The sequence below is a fragment of the Allonocardiopsis opalescens genome (assembly GCF_003002095.1).
Lineage (GTDB): Bacteria > Actinomycetota > Actinomycetes > Streptosporangiales > Streptosporangiaceae > Allonocardiopsis > Allonocardiopsis opalescens.
The window spans coordinates 518,248-533,119 of sequence record NZ_PVZC01000004.1 but is presented as its reverse complement, the minus strand read 5'-3'; the positions used below and the strand labels follow the sequence as shown (position 1 = coordinate 533,119).

The following is a 14,872-nucleotide window of genomic DNA, read 5'->3' as shown; positions in this document are numbered from 1 at the left end:
CTCACCGTCGGTTCTGGTAGCGGTTGCGGATGAAGATCGCCGTGGAGTTCATCGCCAGGATCACGATGAGCATCACCACGATCCCGGCCGAGGCCAGGGTCTGGAACTCCTCACGGGACTGGCTGATCCAGCCGAAGATCTGGATCGGCAGCACGGTGTAACGGCTGAACAGGCCGTCGGGGTCGAAGGAGATGAAGGACAGGCCGCCCAGCAGCAGCAGCGGCGCGGCCTCGCCGGCGGCGCGAGAGAGCGCCAGGATCGACCCGGTGGCGATGCCGGGGACGGCCGCCGGCAGCACCTGGCGCCAGATCGTCTGCCACTTGGTGGCGCCCAGGCCGTAGGACGCCTCCCGGATCGAGCCGGGCACCGCGCGGATCGCCTCGCGTGCGGCGATGATGACGATCGGCAGCACCAGCAGCGAGAGCACGATCGAGGCGGTGATCACGGTGAAGCCCAAGCCCAGCATCCGGGCGACGAAGCCCAGCCCGAGGATGCCGAAGACGATGGAGGGCACCGCCGCCAGGTTGGCGATGTTGAGTTCGAGCAGCCGGTTCCACCACCGCTCGCGGTCGGCGTACTCCTCCAGGTAGATCGCGGCGAGCACGCCCGTGGGCAGGCAGAACAGCGCCACGAAGCCGATCACCCACACCGTGCCGATGATCGCGGCCCGCGCTCCGGCGGTCTCCGGGCGGATCACCGAGGTGTAGGCGGTGACCAGGTCGCCGTCCAGCCGCGGCCAGCCCCGCACCACGACGTAGACCAGCAGCGCGGCCAGAAACAGCATCGCGACGCCCACACACAGCCGCAGCGCCCAGGCGAACAGCTCGTCCGCCCAGCGGACCCGCTTGGCCGGCAGCGTCCGCGCGGTCGCTCCGCGGGCGCGGGTGGCGGTGGCGCTCATTCGTAGACCTCCCGGAACCGGCGGACCAGACGGGCGCTGAGCAGGTTCATCACCAGCGTGATGGCGAACAGCAGCGCGCCGACGGCGAAGATCGTCTGGTAGCTCAGCGAGCCGACCGGCAGGTCGCCGGTGCCGGCCGAGGCGATGAAGCCGGTCATGGTCTGCATGCCCTCCAGCGGGTTCCAGGTGAGGCTCGGCCGCTGGCCGGAGGCGATCGCGACGATCATCGTCTCCCCCACCGCACGCGAGACCGCCAGTACGATCGCCGCGACGATTCCGGAGAACGCGGCCGGGACCACCACCCGGGTGGCCGTCTGGCGCGTGGAGGAGCCCAGGGCGTAGGAGCCCTCGCGCAGCGCGCCGGGGACCGCGCTCATCGCGTCCTCCGACAGGGACGCCACCGTCGGCACGATCATCACGCCCATGACCAGGCCCGCCGACAGGGCGTTGAAGATCTGCGGCCCGCCGCCGCCCGGCCAGTAATCCTGGAGCAGCGGGGTGAGGAAGCTCAGCGCGAAGAACCCGTACACCACCGTCGGGATACCGGCCAGCACCTCCAGCACCGGCTTGACCACCCGACGGGTGCGCGGCGCGGCGTACTCGCTCAGGTAGACGGCCGCGCCCAGCCCCAGCGGGATCGCCACCGCCAGCGCGATCACCGTGGTGATCAGCGTCGCCGACACCAGCGGCAGCACACCGTAGTGCGGATCGGCGAACAGCGGCGTCCACTCCGCGGTGAACAGGAACTCCTGCCAGCTCACCTGGCCGAAGAAGGCCACCGTGGTGGGGATCAGCGAGGCGACGATCCCGACCGTGGTGCCCACCGACACCAGCGCCGCAAGCACCAGTACCACCCGCACGGCGTGCTCGCCGTAGCGCGGGCGGGACCGCCCCAACGCACCTCGCGCCGGGACGGCCCTGATCGGCGAGGCCGTCATGCCCCCGCCTGTTCGCGCAGCGCGTCCAGGTCCGCCTGCAGGTCCGCCTCCTGCTCGGCGTTGAGCGGGATGAACAGCGCCGCCTCGGCGATCTCGGCGTGGTTGGCGACGTAGAACTCCACGAAGGCCAGCCCCTCGGGCCGCGCCAGCACCTCGGCGGTGGGGTAGATGAACAGCGGCCGGCCCAGCGGCGTGTAGCTGCCGACCTGCACGGTCTCCACGCTGGGCGCCACGCAGCCCTCACCGTTGTCGATCTCCACGGCGCGCAGCTGGTCGGCGTTCTCCTCGAAGTAGGAGAAACCGAAGTAACCCATGCCGCCCGGGCTGCCGGTCACGCCCTGCACGGTGACGTTGTCGTCCTCGCTGGGGCTGTAGTCGGTGCGGGTGGCGCCCTCCTCGCCGTTGATCACCTCGGTGAAGTAGTCGAAGGTGCCTGAGTCGGTACCGGCCCCGAACAGCTCCAGCGGCTCGTCGGGGAAGGACGGGTCCACCTGGTTCCAGTTGGTGACCTCGGAGTCCGGCTCCCAGATGGCGTTCAGCTGCTCGACCGTCAGGCAGCTCGCCCAGTCGTTCTCGGTGTTCACCACCACGGTGAGGGCGTCGTTGGCGACCTGGAACTCCTGGTAGACCACCCCGGCGTCCTCGCACACCGCCACCTCGTCCTCGCCGATCGGCCGCGAGGCGTTGGAGATGTCGGTCTCCCCTGCGCAGAACCGCTCGAAGCCGCCGCCGGTGCCCGAGGTGCCCACCGTGACCTGCACACCCGGGTTCTCCGCCTGGAACAGCTCGGCCGCGGCCGTGCTCAGCGGCGCCACTGTGGAGGAGCCGTCCAGGGTCACCGTGCCCGACAGGGCACCCTCACCACCCCCGGCGGCCTGCTCGGCGTTGCCGCCGCACCCTGCGAGAACCGCGGCCAGCGCCGACGCTCCCGCGACCCACACCAGGCCGCGCTTTCCTATGGCCACAAGCCCATTCCTCCGTCTCGAAGCTCGGTGAGCCCCCGTTCAGGGCGTTCACCCGTCGAGATCACATAGAAGACTGTCTATACGAACGAGAGGTGTATGGACCGTGCAGTCGAACAGAATACATAGATGTTTATCTATATGTTATTCGGTGTCGCGGACCCGCCGCCAGGTTCCCGCCCATGACGCGGTCAGCGCAGGCCGAGCCGGTCGAGCACGTACCGGGCGTCGCGGCCGACGCCGCGCAGGGTGGCCGAGGAGAAGCTGCGCTGGAACTCCAGCCCGACGTAGCCCAGGCCGGGCACGGTGGTGGAGACGCCGCCGCGGTGCAGCGGCTCGCCCCGGTCGTCCAGGGCGGGGGTGCCCTCCAGGAATCGCAGAGCGGGCCGGTAGCCGGTGGCCAGGACGACGGTGTGCACGTGCTCGCGGGCCCCGTCGGACCACTGGACGCCGTCGGCGGTGAGGCGGGTGAACATCGGCCGGCGGTCGGGATTGCCGGAGGCGAAGGCGGCGCGGTAGCGGCCGTCGTCGTTGACCAGGGTGGGGCCTCGCAGCCACGGCTTGCGCAGCGGCGCGGCGTCCAGGCCGCTGCGGATGAACCACCAGTGGATGTCGCGGCCCAGCGGGCGCTGGTCGGCCCAGGCCACCGGGGCGCGGGTGGCCAGACTCACCCGGGCGAGCCCGGCCAGTTCGGCGGCGATCTGCACCCCGGAGTTGCCCCCGCCGACGACCACGACCCGCCGGCCGGCGAAGGGTTCGGGGGTGCGGTAGTCGGCGGTGTGCAGCACGGTGCCGGCGAAGTCGGCGAGGCCTGGCAGGTCAGGCCGGTGCGGGCGGCCGAAGCCGCCGGTGGCGGCGACCACCCGCGCCGCGCCGAACCGCTCGCCGTCGGCCGTGGTGACCGTCAGGGCGCCCCCCTCGGCCTCCACGCGCTTCACCCGGTGGCCGTAGCGGATGTCGGCGTCCAGGTCGGCCGCGTAGTCGCGCAGGTAGGCCACCACCTCGTCGCGCAGCGGATAGCGGTCGCCGTCCCCCGGCAGCGGGCGGCCGGGCAGGGCGGAGAACCGCGCCGGGGAGAACAGGGCGAGGCTGTCGTAGTAGTCGGGCCAGGACCCGCCCGGCCGCTCGGCGGCCTCCAGCACCAGCGGCCGCACACCCCGCCGGACGGCGACGTGGGCGGTGGCCAGCCCGGCCTGGCCGGCTCCGATGACCAACAGGGGCAGACGTGCCATGACGATCCTCCTTGAGACGGGCATGACGAGTTCGGGCCCACGGCGGTGGACACCGCGGCCATGGGATCGGGCGATCAGCCGGGGACGCGTCCCCGCGGGGGCGGCCGGCTGAACAGGGCCGCGACGGCGCCGAGGGCGCCGACGGCGGCCAGGACGGCGAACATGGCGGGGTAGCCGCCCAGCGGCCCGGCGAGCGCGGCCCCCGCCCACGGGGCCAGCGCGACGGCGAGCATCAGCGGGACGTGCAGTAACCCGTTGAGCGCGGCGTACCGCTCGGCGCCCCACCGGTCGCTGACGGCCGTGGCCTGCACCAGCGTGAAGACACCGCGCGCCATCCCCGCGAGCAGCGACACCGCCATGAGCGCGGCCACCGGGCCCGCCACCCACGCCAGCAGCGCCGTCGTGACGGCGCAGGCCGCGAGCACGACGACCGAGCGGGTGAGCGGGCCGGCCCACCGCTCCAGCGGCGCGTAGACCAGGCGGCCCAGCACCTGGCCGATACCGCCCACCCCCAGCGCCCACGCGGCCGACGCGGTGCCCGTCCCCCGCGACTCCAGCAGCGGCACCAGGTTCACCACCACCGCGTACACCCCGAACGAGCCCAGGGTGAGTGCGAGGGTCAGCGCGATGAACGCCCGGCCGGCCACCACTGAACCGAGTGTGGCCGGCCCCGCCGCGGCCTCCGCCACCTCGCCGGGACGCGGCGGCGTCCAGCGCGGTGTCAGCGCGAAGGCGTGCGCGGGCACCACCACGACCGCGACGACGGCGGCCAGCACCAAGTAGGCGCCGCGCCAGCCCAGCGCGGACTCCAGCGCGGAGGCCAGCGGGGCGAAGATCGTACTGGCCAGGCCGGCGACCAGCGTCAGCGCCGTCAGCGCTCGCACCCGCCCGGTACCGAACCAGTGGGTGATCGCGGCGAAGGCCGGCGGATAGAACAGGCCGGCCATCGCCGCTCCGGCCACCAGCCACCCCGCGCAGAACAGCCACGGCTCGGACGCCACCGCGATCAGCACCAGCGCCGGAACGGCGAGAGCGGCCGCGCCCGTCATGACCGGACGCGGACCGGCGCGCTCCAGCCACCGCCCGACGAGGACGCCGGCCACGCCCGCCACCACCTGGGCGCCCGAGAAGACCGCCGTCACCGCCACCAGCGACCAGCCGGTGTCGGCGCTGATCGCCGACGCCAGCACCGGGAAGGCGTAGAACAGCACCCCGTAGCTAGTGGTGACCGTGACGCACAGGGCGACCAGCGCCCGCCGTGCCCGCGGATCGGTCACGGCCGCTGCGGGCGCGCCGGAAGCCGGTGCCGGCCGCCGCATCACCTCGGACCGGAGCGGGCCGGACCGTCCGGGCTCACGCCGACCACCGCGACGGGACACACGTCGACCACCGCACTCCCCTTCATCGACAGGCATCGATCGAAACAGACTATATCGATGCTTATCGATGAAGACAACCGGAATCCAGCGGCGTCCTCGCGGCTTGGTACGGGAGTTGAGCGGCAACCGGACAGCCAGTGGCGTAAGCGCGCCGTCGTGCGTGGCTCACCGCCGCCGCCCGTTCGGACACGGCCCGGTTCTCCCGAGGCTGCGGCGAGGGGCGAGGCAACCGTGAAAGCGCCGCGCCGCCCTGTTCCCGGGGACGGCGCGTGGTTGGGGGCGGTCTTCAGAGCCGGCCGGCGCCTGGCAGGCGCATCGGCCCGGAAGGCTACTCGTCGCCCTGAGGCGTGTAGAGCATGATCCAGTGGTCCCGCTCAGGGTCGTGGAGCACCTCGATCTCGAAGCGGGCCCACCCGTGGGCCGGGTGGCGCATCCGTTTGACCGCGGACCTCGACGCGCTGACCTCGCCCTCCTCCCAGTGCTCGCGGAAGCTCTGACTGGTCGCGGCGAGTTCGGCGAGCAGGGCGCGCAGGTAGGCGTCGCCGGGGTAACGGCTCAGCGCCATCCGCAGTTCGGCGGCCGCGGTCCGTAGGAACCGCTCCGCACCCTCGTCTCCGAGCAGCCGCGCGAGCACGTCGGTCGTGAAGGCCTGGAAGGCGATATTGCGCTCGAACCGGCCGCCGCCGGTCAAGCCCCCGAGCAGTTCCTCTGCCGCCTTGTTGCGGGCGAGGAGGTCGAGCCGCCCGTCATGCACGGTGACCGGCATCGTGTCGTCCAGGCCCCGCAGCAGGCGCAGCAGCCCGGGCCGGATGACGGTGGCGGGAGAGGCCGGCTCCGGCGGGGGCTCGCCGCCCAGCCGGAAGAGGTGGTCGCGTTCAGCGTCCGAGAGCCCGAGGGCCTGTGCCAGCGAGGTGAGGATCTCGCGCGAGGGGCGGGGTGCGCGGCCCTGTTCGAGGCGGGTGTAGTACTCCACCGAGATACCGGCGATATCGGAGACCTCCTGGCGGCGAAGCCCCGGAACCCGCCGGCGGGACGTCCGCACACCGCCTCGCGGCCCGGGCGGGCTCATCGCGGCCCTGCGCCGCCTCAGGTACTCCCCGAACTCGCTCCGATCGCTGCTCGGCATGGCCCCAGTATCCCCGCCGGTGCCGGCGGGCGCAGCGTGGTCCTGCCGGTACCAGCCTTGACGTGGTCTTCCTCCCCCTCTGGGCGTCCCGGATCATCGACGGCACGACCAGGGCGGCGTGGACCTTCCCGATACCGCAGGACCGCGTCCGGGAGTCGCGGGATCCCCTCGCCGCCCTGAACAGGGACCACCTACCCGGCCTGGACGCCAGAGCCCGGGAGCCGGTTCTTCACCCCGGAGCACAGAGATCGGAAACCCTCATGAACGACCAGAGAGCGACCCCCGCCACCCGCACCGGGCTCGCCATCGCCCAGGAGTTCATCCGCGCCGTCGAGGCCAAGGACATCGAAGCCGTGGCCCGCACCCTGGCCGGCGACGCACGGCAGCTGTTCATGCACGCCCAGGGCGCCACGGCCCCCGACGGCGTCGCCGACATCATCGCGGGTCGCACGCGCGGCGTCTGCGTCGCGGATGTGAAGGGCAAGAGCGAAGTGCTCGCCTACACGAGCGCGCTGTTCGACAAGTTCGCCCCGCTGCGGTGGCGCGACCACGCCTGGCGCGTCTCGCCCGGCGGCGAACTCTTCTTCCACGGCGTCGGCGACATGGCCGTCGCACGCACGGGCCGCCCCTACCGCAACACCTATGTGACGCGCTTCGACATCGACAACGGCCGGATCGTCCTCATGGCCGAGTACGGCAACGCGCTCATGTACGCCGGTCTGGGCGTCCGCCCGAACGGAGCCGAGTTCCGGGCCCTGCTGCGCGCGGTCGGACGCATGCTCTCGCCCCGGCTCTCCGCCCGCTCGGGCCGCTGATCCTCTCGCTCCCCCGCAGCGGGCGGCGACAGCGCCGACGGCCGGCCGGTCCGGTCCTCCGCACGGGCCCTCATGCGGCGGCAGCCGCTGAACCGTCTCCCCCCGCTTGACCGTCGATAAGGTTCACTTATCGGTAGTCAGAACACGCGCCCCCGATCGACGTCGTTCGCCCCGTGCGAGTATTACGTTTCGTTTGATTTCGTGCGTAGCAAACGTATTAACGTAACGATATTGAGCTGGACAGGGCGGGGCGCCCCGGGAGCCGTGAAGCTGCGGCGAGCCGCAAAGCGGCGGCCGCGTCGGCGCCGGGGGTCGCGCTGCTCGGGCTAGGCGAAGTGGCCAGGTGGGCGGCGGCCGCGGCTCAGGAGCGGGACGAGGAGGGCTCGGCGGTGGTGCCGGCGCGGGAACGGTTGGCGCGGATGTCGTCGTGGTGGTCGGCTGCCCAGCCGATCAGCTGCTTGACGATCTCGTTCAGTCCTCCGCCGAGCGGGGCGAGCGCGTACTCGACGCGCGGTGGCACCTCGGCGTAGGCGGTGCGGGTGATCAACCCGTCCTGGGTGAGTTGGCGGAGGGTGTGGGTCAGCATGCGCTGGGAGATGCCCGGGATCTGGCGCTGCAGGTCGGTGTAGCGCATCGGGCCACCCTCCAGGACGGCGATGATCAGCATGCTCCACTTGTCGCCCACCCGGTCGAGCACCTGGCGGATGAAGTCCATGCGATCGGCGGGGATGCCCGCGCACGGCCCGACCGAAGCCGCCATCCCGATACCCGCGCTGTCCTGCATGGCGCCCGTTCCTCTCCGTCGCGCACACCGATGTGCCTTTTGTACCGCCTTCCATACGAGCTCATAATGGCGTTACGAACAAAGAGTAGGAATTGGAGGCCAGGCCATGAAGGCGGAGATCTGCGCTGAGATCGCCCGCCCCTGGTGCGGCCCGGGCGCTCGCGCGGTTCCCGTCGGCCGCGCCGCCCCCGCCTGATCCGCACACCTGAGCCACACGCCTGCCGGGCAGCCGATCTCCGCGTGTCCCGGCGGCCATGACACGGAAGAGACCTGACTGTGCCCACCCTCGCCATCGTCGGCGCCGGCCCCGGCATGGGCCTGGCCATCGCCCGCACCTTCGGCGGCCGCGGCTTCGACGTCGCCCTGATCGCCCGGAGCAAGGAGAAGCTGGAAACGCTGGTCGACCGACTCGGCCAGGAAGGCATCACGGCCGCCGGATTCCCCGCCGACATCCTCGACCGCAACTCGCTGACCGACGCCCTGGCCGCGGCCAGGGCCCGCTTCGGCGGCATCGACGTACTTGAGTACTCGCCGGCCCCGCACTCCCCGGTGCCCGGCCTCACCCTGGCCGCTCCCTCGGAGGTCACAGTGGACAATCTGCAGCCGATGGTCGAGTTCGGCTTCTACGGCGCCGTCGCGGCGGCCCGGGCGGTACTGCCCGCGATGCGCGAGGCGGGCGCCGGGACCCTGCTGTTCACCACCGGCGGCGGCTCGGTGGACCCGGTGCCGATGTTCGGCAATGCCAACGCGGCCCAGGCGGCTCTGCGCAACTGGGTGGTCAACCTGAACAAGGAGTTGGCGGGCACCGGCGTGTACGCCGGGCACGTGGTGATCGGCGTGTGGATCGGCGACGGCGGCCCGGAAGGCGGCCCGACGGCCACGCCCGAGCAGATCGCCCCCCTGTACTGGGAGCTGCACGAGAACCGCGACCGCTCCGAGGCCGTCTTCACGGCCTGACCGGCCGGCCCGCCCCGTACCCGTCTCCAGCGCCCGCCCTTCCCCGGGGTTCCGGACGGACGGGAGGCGTCAGGCGGTGGCGCTGGGCGGGTGCGGCTCGGGCAGGCGGCGCAGCAGCAGCCGGCCCAGGGCGGGCAGGGCGATGAGCGGGACGAGGGCGGCCTGCAGGGAGACGGCGTCGGCGACGGCGCCGATGAGCGGGGCGGCCACGCCGCCGACGCTGACGGTCAGGCCGAGGGTGACGCCGCTCGCGGTGCCGACCCGGCGGGGCAGGTAGTCCTGGGCCAGGGTGATGTGCAGCGAGAAGGGGACGTACAGGCCGGCCGAGGTGAGCGCGACGAAGGCGTACAGCGCCGGGCCGGGCACCAGGACCACGCCCGCGACGGCGAGCACCGTCAGCGCGTAGGACCACTGGACCACCCGGACGCGGCCGAAGCGGGCGGCGAGCCTGCCGCCGGCCACGGTGCCCACCGCGCCGCCCAGGTAGAGGACGAACAGCGCGGCCGTACCGGCGGCCTCTCCCCCGCCGGTGCGCTCGCGCACGTACAGCGCGACGAAGGCGCTCAGGCCGACGAAGACGACCGAGCGGCACACGATGGCGCCCGTCAGCAGCAGGAAGGACCGCCAGTCGTCGCGGCCGGGGGCCGGGGCGGTGCGGGCGGCGGCCGCGTCCCGGGCGCGCACGCCCCGCAGCGCGGCCGCGCACAGCGCCGCGCCCGCGAGCGCGGGCACGACCAGCAGCGGGGAGGCGCGCAGGCCGCCGGTGGCGACCACGGCCCACACCAGCAGGGGCGCGGCGGCGAAGCCGAGATTGCCGCCCAGGGAGAACCAGCCCATCGCGGTGTGGCTGCCGCGGCTCGCCCGCCGCGCCACCCGGGCCGCCTCGGGGTGGTAGGCGGCCACCCCGATCCCCGACACCGCGACGGCCGCCACGGTGAGCGCGTAGTCGCCGCTCACACCGGCCAGCGCCACGCCCGCCCCGCCCACCAGCGTGCTCACCGGCAGCAGCCACGGCATGGCCCACCGGTCGGTGAGCGCGCCGAACAGCGGCTGCACCACCGACGACATCAGGGAGGCCGCCAGGACGACCCCGGCGACGGCGGCGTAGCCGTAGGCGCGCTCGGCGACCAGGAAGGGCACCAGCGCGGCCACCGCCCCCTGGTAGACGTCGACGCAGGCGTGCCCCAGCGACAGCAGCGCGATGGGGCCGCGGCCCGGTGTCCTGTTGGTCGGCACCCGCCCATCGTCGCCGCGGCACCGCCTGGCGCGCTTCCGATAAAATGCCATTCCATGCCGGATGTCCGCCACACCCCCGTGGCGCCCACCCGCACCCAGGCGCTGGCCCCCGGGGAGCGCATCGACGCGCACCGCCACGACGACCACCAGATCGTCTACGCGGGCTCCGGCGTCCTGGCCGTCACCACCGAGGCCGGCACCTGGTTCGCCCCCGGCACCCGTGCCATCTGGGTGCCCGCCGGGTGCGTCCACGCCCATCGCGCCCACGGCCACCTGGACCTGCACCTGCTCGGCCTGCCGCCCGACACCAACCCCCTCGGCCTGGACGCCCCCACCGTCCTGGCCGTCGGCCCGCTGCTGCGCGAGCTGATCCTCGCCTACACCGGCGGACCGCACCGCGACACCCCCGAACGGCTGCGGCTGCGCGCGGTGCTGCTCGACCAGCTGCGCGCCTCGCCCCAGCAGCCCGTCCAGCTGCCCGCCCCCACCGACCCGCGCCTGGCCGCCGTCTGCGCGCTGCTGCACCGCGACCCCGCCGACCCGCGCCCGCTGGCCGCGCTCGCGGCGGCGGCCGGCGCGGGCGAGCGCACCCTCAGCCGCCTCTTCCGCCGCGAGCTGGGCATGACCTTCCCGCAGTGGCGCACCCAGCTGCGCCTGTTCCACGCGCTGCGCCTGCTGGCCGACGACGTGCCGGTCACCGCGGTCGCCCACCGCTGCGGCTGGGCCTCGGCCAGCGCCTTCATCGACGTGTTCCGCCACGCCTTCGGCTACACCCCCGGCACCCACAACCGCCGCGCCTGACGGCCGGCGAACCGGAGGCACCGTGCTCCGGCACGGCCGGCGCGGTGTCGGGGGCCTGGGCGAAGCCGTCACGGGACACGCCCTAGGCGGCGGGGCGTGCGGGTCGGCGGCTGCGGGCGGTGCGGCCCAGCTTCCAGATGAGCACGGCGGCGACGGCCAGGTGCATGCTGATGAGCGTGCCCATGGCGGCGGAGCTGGTGGCGCCGAGCGGACCGGCGAGCAGCGACAGCGCGAGCACCGCGATCGCGATGGCCGTCCAGACCGGCCGCGGCCGCCGCACCAGGCGTTCCAGCACCGCGAGCAGTGCCCATGCGGCGGCCCCCGCCACCAGGCCAGCCCCGGCGACGGCGATCGGGCCGACGTGCGTCAGCTCCGCTCCGGTGTGCACGGACAGGTCCGTTCCGGCCACCGGGACCGCCAGGACCCATACGGCGAGGCCGGCGGCGGTGGCTCCAGCGACGGCGTAGGCGCGGCAGGCGGTGGTGGAGCGGCCCGCGGCGGTGGCGGGCGGTGCGGTTGTACCGGACATGGGGTTCCCCTCTCGATGATGGACGGGTCGCGCGCCGGTCCTGCGGCCCGCCGGATCCCGTCCGGTTGCGGTGGCAGCCTGGCCGCCGCGGCGGGCCGCCCGCATCGGGCGGGCGGCCGCGGCCGCCCCGACCCCGGTCGCGGCCGGTTTCGACTTTGGTCGGTGTCGGCGCCGCGCCGCCCGTCGTTACCCTGTGCCGGTGATCAGGGAGAACGACTGCGATCCGGGGCCGTCGGGCCGGCATGTGGCGGCCGTGCTCGCGGCGGTGGGGGCCCTTTCCGGCCTTGTGCTGTGGGCGCGCCTTTCCGCCGCCGAGCCCACCGCGCTGGTGGTGCTGGACGCCACTGCGGCCGTGCTCGGCTGGCTGCTGTCCCCGGTACTGCTGTGGCGGCCGGTCCGCGGGACGCTGGGCCTCACCGTGCTGGCGGCGCTCTCGCCGGTCGCCACCCCGCCCGCCACGCTCGGCGCGCTGATGACGGCGCGCGAGCGCCCCTTCCCGGTCGCGGCCGCCGTCGCCGCGGCCGGGCTCGCGGCGCACGCCGTCCAGGGGCTGTGGCGGCCGCCGGGCGGGCTGTCCCTCGGCTGGTGGCTGGTGCTGATCGCGGTCGGGTACGGCGCGCTGGTGGGCTGGGGCGCGCTGGCGCGGGCGCGGCGCGCGCTGGTCGCCTCGCTGCGGGAGCGGGCCAGGCGCGCCGAGGCCGAGCAGGGCCGCCGGGTGGCGGAGGCCAGGATGCTGGAGCGCACCCGGCTGGCCCGCGAGATGCACGACGTGCTGGCCCACCGGCTGTCCCTGCTGGCGACCTACGCGGGAGCGCTGGAGTACCGGCCGGACTCGCCGCCCGAGCGGCTGGCGCACGCCGCCGGAGTGGTCCGCACCGGAGTGCACCAGGCGCTGGAGGAGCTGCGCGAGGTCATCGGCGTGCTGCGCGACGACGGCGAGGACGACGCCCCGGACGGGCCGCCCCCGCCCGGGCTGGCCGAACTCCCCGCGCTGGTGGCCGAGGCCCGCGGCGCCGGCACGCGGGTACGGCTGCGCGACGAGGTGACCGGCGCGGACGCCCTCCCGGCGTCCGCCGGGCGGACCGCCTACCGGGTGGTGCAGGAGGGGCTGACCAACGCCCGCAAGCACGCCGCCGGCCGGCCGGTCGAGGTGGTGCTGGCGGGCCGTCCGGGCGCCCGGCTGTCGATCGAGGTCAGCAACCCGCTGCCGCCCGACGGCAGCGGGCCGCTCGCCCCCGGCGCCGGTGCCGGGCTGGTCGGGCTGACGGAGCGGCTGCGGCTGGCCGGCGGCCGGCTCGACCACGGCCCGGCCGGCGGCGAGTTCCGGCTGCGCGCGTGGCTACCATGGCCGGAGTGAGCCGCCCGCTGCGCGTCCTGGTCGTCGACGACGACGCGCTCGTGCGCGCGGGCCTGTGCATGATGCTCGACGGAGCCGAGGGCATCGCGGTGGTCGGCGAGGCCGCCGACGGCTCAGAGGTCCCCGCGGCCGCCGACCGCCACGCCCCCGACGTGGTGCTGATGGACCTGCGGATGCCGCGGGTCGACGGCATCACCGCCACCCGGCGGCTGCGCGCCCGCTCCCGGCCGCCCGAGGTGATCGTGCTGACCACCTTCGACACCGACGAGAACATCCTGCACGCGCTGCGCGCCGGAGCCGCCGGCTTCCTGCTCAAGGACACCCCGCCGCCGCGGATCGTCGAGGCGGTCCGCCAGGTGGCGGAGGGCGAGCCGATCCTGTCGCCGCGCGTCACCCGGCGGCTCATGGACCGCACCGCCGCGCAGGCCGGCGCCTACGCGCGGGCCAAATCCGCGCTGGCCGCCCTCAGCCCGCGCGAGCGCGAGGTGGCCCTGGCCGTCGCCCGCGGCCGGACCAATGCCGAGATCGCGGCGGAGCTGTTCATGAGCGTGGCCACGGTCAAGGCCCATATCACCAGCATCTTCACCAAGCTGGACCTGGACAACCGCACCCAGATCGCCCTCCTCGCCCACGACGCGGGACTGGCCTGAGCGCCGCGGCGCGACGGTCTAGCGGGCCCCGTCCGGCGACGGCGCCCGCGGCGCGGTGGGAAGGCGGACCGTGACGAGTAGGCCGCCGGCGGGCCGGGGGGCGAGTTCAAGGGTCCCGTCGTGCGCCCGGACGATGCTGTGCACGATGGCCAGCCCGAGGCCGACCCCGGCGTGCTCGTCGGCGCGTACCCGCTCCGTTCCGCGCCGGAAGGGCTCGGTGAGGGTCGGCACCAGTTCCGGCGGGAGCGGATGGCCGGTGTTCTCCACCCGCAGCATGCTCGCGTCCTGCCCCGATTCGGTGCGGACCGCCACGGTGCCGCCGGCGGGGAGGTTGTGCACGATGGCGTTCTGGACGAGGTTCGCCGCCATCCGCAGCATGAGCGCCGCCGAGCCGGTGGTCCGCGCCGCCTCGCCGGTGACCTCCATCGCGATCCCGCGGCCTTCGGCGAGGGGAAGCAGCGTTTCGGCGGCCTCTTCGGCGATGAGGGAGAGGTCGACGGGCTCGCGGGGCAGCATCCCGCGCTCGCCCCGGCTGAGCAGCAGGAGGGCGTCGGTGAGGTCGATCGCCCGCGTGGTGGCGGTGTGGAGGCGTTCGATGAGTTCGTCCTCCCCTCGCTCGGGGTCCTTGCGGGCGACGTCGAGGAGGGTCCGCGTGATGGCCAGCGGGGTGCGCAGCTCGTGGGAGGCGTTCGCGGCGAAGCGCCGCTGTTCGGCGACGTGCGATTCGAGCTGTTCGAGCATGGCGTCGAACACGTCGGCGAGTTCGCGGAACTCGTCGCTGCGGCCCCGCATGCGGATCCGGTGGGAGAGCGACCCGTTCGCGACCAGCCGCGCCGCGTCCGCGATCCGGGTCAGCGGTGCGAGCATCCGGCCGGCCAGGATCCAGCCGCCCACGAGGCTGAACACCAGCAGGCAGGCCAGTGCCGTGGCCGCGACGGGGACGAAGGCGCCCACCAGGACAGTGCCGACGGTGGGGCTCGCTCCGGGCGGGGCGCCGGCCATGGCGCCGACGGGCACGTAGCGCAGCAGGAACACCCACACCACGAACAGCAGGAGCACTCCGGTCGGGAGGAGGAAGCCCGCGTAGCTGATGGTGAGCTTCAGCCGGGCGCTGAGGCCCGGGCGCCTATTCACGGGCGCCGCCGGGGCGGGAGCCGATGCCGGGCGGTTCCGGCGGTGGTCGCCGCCGGCCGGGGACCGTCACG

General features: G+C 74.1%; 15 protein-coding genes. 5 read left to right on the top strand and 10 right to left on the bottom strand.

Going from position 1 to position 14,872, the window contains the following annotated elements; genetic code table 11:
- Position 1 precedes the first annotated feature (1 nt).
- From pstA to CLV72_RS15970, 6 genes are all read right to left on the bottom strand, one after another.
- The gene (pstA, locus tag CLV72_RS15995; RefSeq protein WP_106246571.1) at positions 2-901 is read right to left on the bottom strand and encodes a phosphate ABC transporter permease PstA; all 900 of its coding nucleotides are present in this window, start codon (positions 899-901) and stop codon (positions 2-4) included.
- On the bottom strand, positions 898-1,797 hold the full coding sequence (gene pstC / locus CLV72_RS15990; protein ID WP_245930231.1) for a phosphate ABC transporter permease subunit PstC: 900 nt from the start codon (positions 1,795-1,797) through the stop codon (positions 898-900). Before pstC ends, pstA begins: the two co-directional genes overlap by 4 nt.
- A 38-nt stretch (positions 1,798-1,835) precedes the next feature.
- Entirely contained in the window at positions 1,836-2,804 is a 969-nt protein-coding gene (locus CLV72_RS15985; protein WP_106246566.1) for a PstS family phosphate ABC transporter substrate-binding protein, read from the bottom strand.
- Positions 2,805-2,992: 188 nt separating this feature from the next.
- Positions 2,993-4,033: a flavin-containing monooxygenase gene (locus CLV72_RS15980; protein WP_106246564.1), complete on the bottom strand. Its 1,041-nt coding sequence runs from the start codon at positions 4,031-4,033 to the stop codon at positions 2,993-2,995.
- Positions 4,034-4,107: 74 nt separating this feature from the next.
- Positions 4,108-5,352, bottom strand: a complete 1,245-nt coding sequence (locus CLV72_RS15975; protein WP_106246562.1) for an MFS transporter — start codon at positions 5,350-5,352, stop codon at positions 4,108-4,110.
- A gap of 388 nt (positions 5,353-5,740) precedes the next feature.
- Positions 5,741-6,538 (bottom strand): helix-turn-helix transcriptional regulator, encoded by a 798-nt coding sequence (locus CLV72_RS15970; RefSeq protein ID WP_106246560.1) that lies wholly within the window; start codon positions 6,536-6,538, stop codon positions 5,741-5,743.
- A gap of 260 nt (positions 6,539-6,798) precedes the next feature.
- On the opposite strand from CLV72_RS15970, the gene CLV72_RS15965 reads away from it, so the two are divergent.
- Positions 6,799-7,353, top strand: coding sequence for a nuclear transport factor 2 family protein (locus tag CLV72_RS15965; RefSeq protein WP_106246557.1), 555 nt, complete (start codon positions 6,799-6,801; stop codon positions 7,351-7,353).
- A gap of 361 nt (positions 7,354-7,714) precedes the next feature.
- On the opposite strand, the gene CLV72_RS15960 is transcribed toward CLV72_RS15965, so the two are convergent.
- The gene (locus CLV72_RS15960; protein WP_106246555.1) at positions 7,715-8,137 is read right to left on the bottom strand and encodes a winged helix-turn-helix transcriptional regulator; all 423 of its coding nucleotides are present in this window, start codon (positions 8,135-8,137) and stop codon (positions 7,715-7,717) included.
- A 276-nt stretch (positions 8,138-8,413) separates the two neighbouring features.
- Here CLV72_RS15960 and CLV72_RS15955 point away from each other — a divergent pair, with 276 nt between their 5' ends.
- Complete coding sequence (locus tag CLV72_RS15955) at positions 8,414-9,094, top strand: SDR family NAD(P)-dependent oxidoreductase (protein WP_106246553.1); 681 nt, start codon at positions 8,414-8,416, stop codon at positions 9,092-9,094.
- Between the two features lie 69 nt (positions 9,095-9,163).
- On the opposite strand, the gene CLV72_RS15950 is transcribed toward CLV72_RS15955, so the two are convergent.
- The gene (locus tag CLV72_RS15950) at positions 9,164-10,330 is read right to left on the bottom strand and encodes an MFS transporter (RefSeq protein ID WP_245930230.1); all 1,167 of its coding nucleotides are present in this window, start codon (positions 10,328-10,330) and stop codon (positions 9,164-9,166) included.
- 54 nt (positions 10,331-10,384) lie between these two features.
- Between CLV72_RS15950 and CLV72_RS15945 the strand changes: the two genes are divergently transcribed.
- Positions 10,385-11,131 (top strand): AraC family transcriptional regulator, encoded by a 747-nt coding sequence (locus tag CLV72_RS15945; protein WP_106246547.1) that lies wholly within the window; start codon positions 10,385-10,387, stop codon positions 11,129-11,131.
- An 82-nt stretch (positions 11,132-11,213) separates the two neighbouring features.
- On the opposite strand, the gene CLV72_RS15940 is transcribed toward CLV72_RS15945, so the two are convergent.
- Complete coding sequence (locus CLV72_RS15940) at positions 11,214-11,660, bottom strand: DUF6069 family protein (protein WP_106246545.1); 447 nt, start codon at positions 11,658-11,660, stop codon at positions 11,214-11,216.
- Between the two features lie 199 nt (positions 11,661-11,859).
- Between CLV72_RS15940 and CLV72_RS15935 the strand changes: the two genes are divergently transcribed.
- A complete protein-coding gene (locus CLV72_RS15935) occupies positions 11,860-13,017 on the top strand; it encodes a sensor histidine kinase (RefSeq protein ID WP_245930229.1) in 1,158 nt (385 codons plus the stop codon).
- Entirely contained in the window at positions 13,005-13,667 is a 663-nt protein-coding gene (locus tag CLV72_RS15930) for a response regulator transcription factor (protein ID WP_106246541.1), read from the top strand. The genes CLV72_RS15935 and CLV72_RS15930 overlap by 13 nt, the downstream gene beginning before the upstream one ends.
- 18 nt (positions 13,668-13,685) lie before the next feature.
- Here CLV72_RS15930 and CLV72_RS15925 read toward each other — a convergent pair whose 3' ends face one another.
- Positions 13,686-14,801 (bottom strand): sensor histidine kinase, encoded by a 1,116-nt coding sequence (locus CLV72_RS15925; protein ID WP_106246538.1) that lies wholly within the window; start codon positions 14,799-14,801, stop codon positions 13,686-13,688.
- Positions 14,802-14,872: the final 71 nt, after the last annotated feature.